General features: G+C 60.6%; 5 protein-coding genes. 2 read left to right on the top strand and 3 right to left on the bottom strand.

Going from position 1 to position 6,324, the window contains the following annotated elements; genetic code table 11:
- The coding region (locus ACXJKR_RS21245) for a hypothetical protein (protein WP_457324510.1) at positions 1-701 on the top strand (701 nt) is incomplete at its 5' end.
- A gap of 56 nt (positions 702-757) precedes the next feature.
- Here ACXJKR_RS21245 and ACXJKR_RS21240 read toward each other — a convergent pair.
- From ACXJKR_RS21240 to ACXJKR_RS21230, 3 genes are all read right to left on the bottom strand, one after another.
- Positions 758-1,984, bottom strand: a complete 1,227-nt coding sequence (locus tag ACXJKR_RS21240) for a hypothetical protein (protein ID WP_457324509.1) — start codon at positions 1,982-1,984, stop codon at positions 758-760.
- 195 nt (positions 1,985-2,179) lie between these two features.
- A complete protein-coding gene (locus ACXJKR_RS21235) occupies positions 2,180-3,697 on the bottom strand; it encodes an ATP-dependent nuclease (RefSeq protein WP_457324508.1) in 1,518 nt (505 codons plus the stop codon).
- Between the two features lie 220 nt (positions 3,698-3,917).
- Positions 3,918-5,111: an elongation factor Tu gene (locus tag ACXJKR_RS21230; RefSeq protein ID WP_457324507.1), complete on the bottom strand. Its 1,194-nt coding sequence runs from the start codon at positions 5,109-5,111 to the stop codon at positions 3,918-3,920.
- A 742-nt stretch (positions 5,112-5,853) separates the two neighbouring features.
- On the opposite strand from ACXJKR_RS21230, the gene ACXJKR_RS21225 reads away from it, so the two are divergent.
- Positions 5,854-6,324, top strand: a 471-nt coding sequence (locus ACXJKR_RS21225; protein WP_457324506.1) for a hypothetical protein, incomplete at its 3' end; no start/stop codon positions are given.

Raw genomic sequence — 6,324 nt, 5'->3', positions numbered from 1 at the left:
ATCCGAAGGCGCTCAAAGCGTGCTTTCTCTTGCTTGAGTCGCTGGGCCAAAAGTTCGGCCCGCCGCTCACGGACGGCACCTACGTTGACGGCTGGTCAGACCTCTACCGGTTCTTCGCGCTTGAGTCGGTGTTGCTGATAACGGCGGCGCTTATCCGGCATGAGCGTTGGAAGTGCCTTCGGGCGCTGTGCAAGTACCCGTTTGTCCTGCGCACGGACCATTCCGGAAGGAAGGCCGCGGACATCAACGCGTTCGATGCATTCATGCCGTCCATAGACGAGCATCGGAACTATCGCCTGAAGCTGAACCGCGCTAGCTTGACAGCGGACATGCTGAAAGAGCGCTGCTCGCCCGAGCACACTTCGTTCGCCGATATGGTGCAAGCAGACTTTCTGTTAGCTCTTGATGGGGTAGTTCACGCCAACGAGCGGGAGGTAAACGGCGGCACGCGCTATTGGGCTCCGCGAACTGGCGTGTACAAAGCTGAGACTGGGGGCCTGCCGCTCTTTATGAAGGCGACTGACCCCGATATTCGTCGAGACATCCACACAGCGCTTGGAGTCAAAGACGCCGCAGACATGATGACAAGGGTCTTAGAAGGCGCTCGACTGCTTGACGAATTCAAAATGCTATCCGTCAATCGATACTGGGGAATCAACTTTGTAGAGGCAACGAATCTGCAAGTGCTGACCAAGGAATAGCATTCTGCTGCTGGCAGACGAAAACTCGGCATTGCACGTCCAGATCAGCTACCGCGTCACGCGACTGGCAGGCATTCGGCGACGAACAACCGTAACCATTCAGTGCCGGTACGAAGCTGCCGATCCTCGAACCATAGCAACCCGATCTCCAGCCAATGCAGCAGCTCCGCAGTTGCTACATCTGGACGCTCAGGTAGGACTATGGCGACATGGCAATCGTCGGTCGGCCCTGAAAGGCGATGCCAGTAGCTGAACACCTGACCAATTGCCATGCGAACTTGTGCTGCATCGACAGTGCTTTTCACTTCTAGCAGAAGATCATTTTTGTTGCCGTCGTAGTCGCCAACCAGCACGTCATAGCGGCAGTCCGCGCGCCGCCCCTCGAAGACGTTCCATCTCGCGAGCGCTGTGCGCAGATCGTTAGTCATCCGGTTGTGAACGCGGCGCTGCACCACGTCCAACGCCTGCTGCAGGCGGCGAATGTCCTCCTCATCTTTCAGGGGAAGCGCATCTCCTTCCTCGGGCACCGGCTGCAGCAAACTCCGCGGAGATTCGTGTGTTGGCCTACCGATGTCGATCAGTTCGGCAAGACCAAGTTGATCGAGGTCGGCCGCATCCTCGATTCCGTCGCGTCCGATCAGGGCAACCAATGCCCGTACTTGATTGGCGATCGAGTGATCTGTCACTCCAACCCGCCGAAGCAGGGACCTGACACGCGGCGCTCCATTGATGATTGGGAATCGCAGGCGTGGGTCGAGCGCAAAGCACACGGGTGTTAGCAAGTACTCCGGCCGCATCAACTGTTCCGGGTGATTTGCCTTGGGGATGCCCGGCAGTGCGGCGATGTCTCGGGCCAATGTCTCGGCCTCAACATCGTCTGTAAGCGCAAAGGCGCGCCTAAAGATCATCGCAACGGCAGCGACATTGGCCTCCATCCAACCACGCGCCGAGTTTCTATAGGCTCGATAGAAATTGGTGAAGCCGGTGTGACTTCTTACGACTTCCGCTAGCTGTTGATCGCCCAGTTGCCGTGCGACGGCCGTGGCGACGGAGTCGATGGACAGATGGGAAAAGTCCTCTTCCAGCGCGTCACCAAGGGCGGGGATCTTGAGTCGACTGACGTATGTTTCACTGATCTCGTCATAGGCAGCAGTGATCCACGTCAGGCGGCAGAGCGCGAAAAGCCTCTGCGAATCAGGCGGAGCCTGCTGAAGGATTCCAGGCGCCAACGCCCGTATGAGTTGGTTCGTCCGGCGTTGCCGATTCCCCCAGAGTAGCGACATGAAGGCCTCCGAGGGTGCATGAAGGTTGTGAAGTGCCCGGCGACAAACGAGATGCTGGGATCGAGCAGGCCCGGTCTGATTGATCAGGAGCCGCTGAGCTTGATCGATGTGATATCCGCGGGCTGATGAAGTACGTCGGTCAGGTTTGCTGGCGCCGACGGAAAAATGAACAACCACGCAGAACTTTCGGTGTCATCACCCTGCCAGTTGCTTTTCGATAGCCTGCAACTGGGTGATAACTGTCTTAGCCGACTCCGCGAGAGCAGTTTTTCCAGCGGCCTCGTTGGCCACAAGCCAGTCGACGACCCTTTGACGCAGTTTGTCCTTTTCCTGTCGCCTGGCTTCCGGATCCTTGACATCGAGCGCCTGGTCGATCTGGTCGCTGAAATGCGCCGGGTAGTACCTCTCGAACTGATCCCGGTCGAAGCACCGAATCTGGTCTTCTCTCCAGGTCTTGTGCTTCTCACGAAGCCTCTCCACCACTGCCTGCCCGGCCGAGTCGCCGTCAACCCGTACCCACGCCTTGCCCTCATATGCGCTCTGCAAGTGCAGGAAGACCATCAGTCGGTGGAAGTCGTCCACTTTGGCATCGACCCTGTTCACGCCCGCGGCGGACACCGTTCGAAGCTTCCCCTTCAGTCCGGGCGCGAACCACGGGATGAGAAACTTTCCAATGAGGGTCTCCGCGGACGCTTCCTCCAGGATCAACCAGCCCGACCACAAATCGAAGTCGGCGAACGAGTAGCCTAGGTCCTCTAGGACTGCGATGCGGGCCGTCGCTGTGTGCGCCACGACCTCAACCTTAGACGTCGTCGGAAGGATGCCCTCCTCAGCCGTTACACGAAGCAGAGTACTGCGCGGCGCCGCGCACAGATGCCTAACTACGATGTTGGAGTGAGTCGAGATTACGAACTGATTCCGCACTGAAGACACGATGATGAGATCTAGCAGTGCCTTCAGCGCGCCTGGGTGCAGGTCGTTCTCCGGTTCCTCGATCAGCAATATCTTGTCTTGCGAGACCGCCAGGTTGGCCAGCATGTGGACGATGTTGGAAACCCCCTCCCCCATCTGGTCCATCGGAAGAGTGGCTCCGCTCGGCAGATAGGCTCCAGGCCTCTGACCATTCGGCGACAAGATCGGGCCAACGTGGAATCCGAGCAGCTCATAGCAGGCGTCGGCGAACTGTTGATGTCCGGGATATCCACGGACTGATACCCGGGCCAGCTTCGCGGCTAGGCTGCTCTGGTCCAGCGCAACATTGGTTGCGGTGTGCTGCCGAACCTCTTCGCTGTATTGACCAGCCTTTCTCCTGGCCAAGATCGGCACTACGAGATGGTTGGGTTCCTTGTTCGGGAAGCGGGTGTCACCTTTCAGTCCCGATGGATTTCCGTCAATGGTCAGAGTGGATTGTTCCGACTTACTCTCTCCATCAGTGAAGACCATGGTCAACGACGAAGAGACAGCGGGACGTCCAACGCGCAGTCCCCAGTGCTCGTGCTGGCCCTCCAACCTCACAAAAATTGAGGCCTGAGATTCCCCAAGGCGGACATCTGGATATGGGTCAAGCCCGTGCTGCATTAGATGCAAGCCGCGGATGATGCTCGACTTCCCCGTGTTGTTCTTGCCGATTAACACCGTGATCGGACTAAGCGGAATCTCCTGCGTGTCCGCGAAGGACCTGAAGTTTTGCAGTCGGATGCTCGTTGCGCGCATGTTCCCTCCCTTGGGCTCTTTTGCAAGCAGCTTAGCTGCCAGCCGCTCACAGTGGTACCAGGGCGGACGCCACATTTTCCGGAATCGGTGGCAAGCAGATTGATGTGCCGAAAGCCAGCCGAGCGACCGCTCTACCTGAGTCGCTCCCACGCCCCCCAACAAACAAGAAAGCCCCTGCTACCCGACAAGCAAGCAACAGGGGCGGGGAAGGCTCAGCCTTTCAGGCGAGCACTTCGGTCACGATGCCAGCGCCGACGGTCTTGCCGCCTTCACGCATGGCGAAGCGCATGCCGTTCTCGATCGCGACCGGCTTGTTCAGCTCGAAGCTGATCAGAGCCTGCGCGCCGGGTTCGACAACGCCGGCATCGGCGTCGACGCTGATAACGCCGGTCACATCGGTAGGGCCGAAGAAGAACTGCGGCTGGTAGCCGGAGCCGAACGGGGTGTGGCGGCCGCCTTCTTCCTTGCTGAGGACGAAGATCTGGGCGCGCCCCGTGCGGTAGGGCTTCAGCGCGCCGGGCTTCACCACGACCTGGCCGCGCACGACGTCGTCACGCTTGACGCCGCGCAGCAGCAGGCCCACGTTCATACCGGCACGACCTTCGGCCACGTCCTTGTGGAAGGACTGCACGCCGGTGACCACGACAGGGTCGTCACCAGCCGAGCTGAGGCCGACGATCTCCAGCGAGTCGCCGACGCGGATCACGCCGCGCTCGACACGGCCGCTGATGACGGTGCCGCGGCCCGCGATAGTGTGCACGGCCTCGACGGGCATCATGAACGGGCTGGCGTAGTCGCGCACCGGGTCAGGGATGCGCGAGTCCAGTGCGTTCACCAGCTCGACGATGCATTGCACGTCCGGGCCATCCAGCTCGCCACGTTCAGCGGCGGCCAGCGCCTTCATCGCGCTGCCGAAGACAAAGGCGGGCTCCGTGTAGCCATGGGTGGCCAGCAGGGCGCCGATCTCCATCTCGATCAGCTCGGCGATGTCGGCACGGTCGCTCTCGGGCACCAGGTCCATCTTGTTCACGAACACCACCATGTGGCCCACGTTCACCTGGCGAGCCAGGAGCACGTGCTCGATGGTCTGGCGGGCGGCGCCTTCGGTGCCGTCGACCAGCAGGATGGCGCCGTCCATCTGCGAGGCGCCGGTGATCATGTTCTTGATGTAGTCAGCGTGGCCCGGGCAGTCGATGTGGGCGTAGTGGCGCGTGTCCGACTCGTACTCGACGTGCGAGGTGTTGATCGTGATGCCGCGCTCGCGCTCTTCCTTGGCGTTGTCGATCTGCCCATAGGACAGAGCGCGGCCGCCGAAACGTGCGGCCTGCACGGAGGTGAGAGCAGCGGTCAGGGTCGTCTTGCCGTGGTCGACGTGTCCGATGGTGCCAACGTTGACATGAACCTTGGTGTTCATGATGGGTTCTCCAGTTTGAAGGTGAGTTTGAAAGTGCCAATGCCGTCCACTGGCCAGGTGGACTTGTCGGCGGGGTTGTCGGCGCGCGCGCCAGACCTGGTGTGCCCGCTTGCGCGGACGGAAAAACAAAAAAGCCTGCGGGGTGTGGGCCACCCGGCAGGCTTTTTGAATTCGCCTGAAGGATGGACCTCCAGGCACACGCAGGCCCGGAGGGGTCTACACGGACCACTCCACGAAGAGGACGCACAGCAACGCGCTGCTGGCAGTGCGTGCGGCGAGGAATGCGGACGAATCTCGATCGAGGCTCATGGCCTGGGTCTCCAATGGAGGGCGGAAAAAACAAAACCCGGTGGCTTGTGGCCTACCGGGTTTCGTTGAACTCAGGAGGCCGAGCCTCCGGATGGAATGGCTCTAGGGAAGCAGTGCTGCGTCATACGCCGCGCGCAGCGAATCCACCGCGGCAAAGCGGGTCGTCGATGCGGCTTGAGCGCGTTGAGAAATCAGGAGCTGCTTCATGGGGGCCGAAGGCTAACACCGCGATGGACTGGAAGCAACGGACGCGTTGTGCGCACGCAGCAGCGGGCGTGGCGCGAGTCCTATGAGCTTCGGGGCACGGACGCATGCTGTGCGGCTGCAGGCAGCTGAACCCACATGGGAAACTGCCAGCGCTTTGAGAGGGTGCCACTGTCGGCGCAAACCGACCGGGCGATGCCGCATGACCTGTGCCGTGTTCGGAATATCTGTGACCTCGGGCGACGCGCCTCCCTGGCCTCTGATGCCAGAGGGACGGGTTCGCTTCAACGCATGGAGCGAATGGAGCCGCGCCTACTTTGAGCTGATTGGCGAGGAGTTCAATCGATTTTCTCAACGGGATAGCCATCACGACATCTTCTCGTTGCACGTCGTCTTCAGTCTTCGTGGCGAAGACCTAGCTGCGGCGCTGGAGATCTGCTCGGACCTCGAGCTCAAGATCAAGGCCTACCCCGAGTTCTGGCGGGTCTTCCTGGGAACGAGAAAACGACCCGACCATCCGGAAGAGCGCCTTGAACCTCAACTGAATCGCCGGCGTGCCCTGTACCTGGTGGCGCTCATACGGGCTCTGGTCTTGCGGGCACAAGAGCTTGACGGCACCTGCTGGTTCGGGACTGCTGCAGCTGCCCGCGCGATGTGCGCGAGCCCCACCGCGAAGCAGGATGCCGAGAAGGCGATGTCC

The sequence above is a fragment of the Roseateles sp. P5_E11 genome (assembly GCF_054049355.1).
This window is presented reverse-complemented; position numbering and strand designations above follow the sequence as displayed.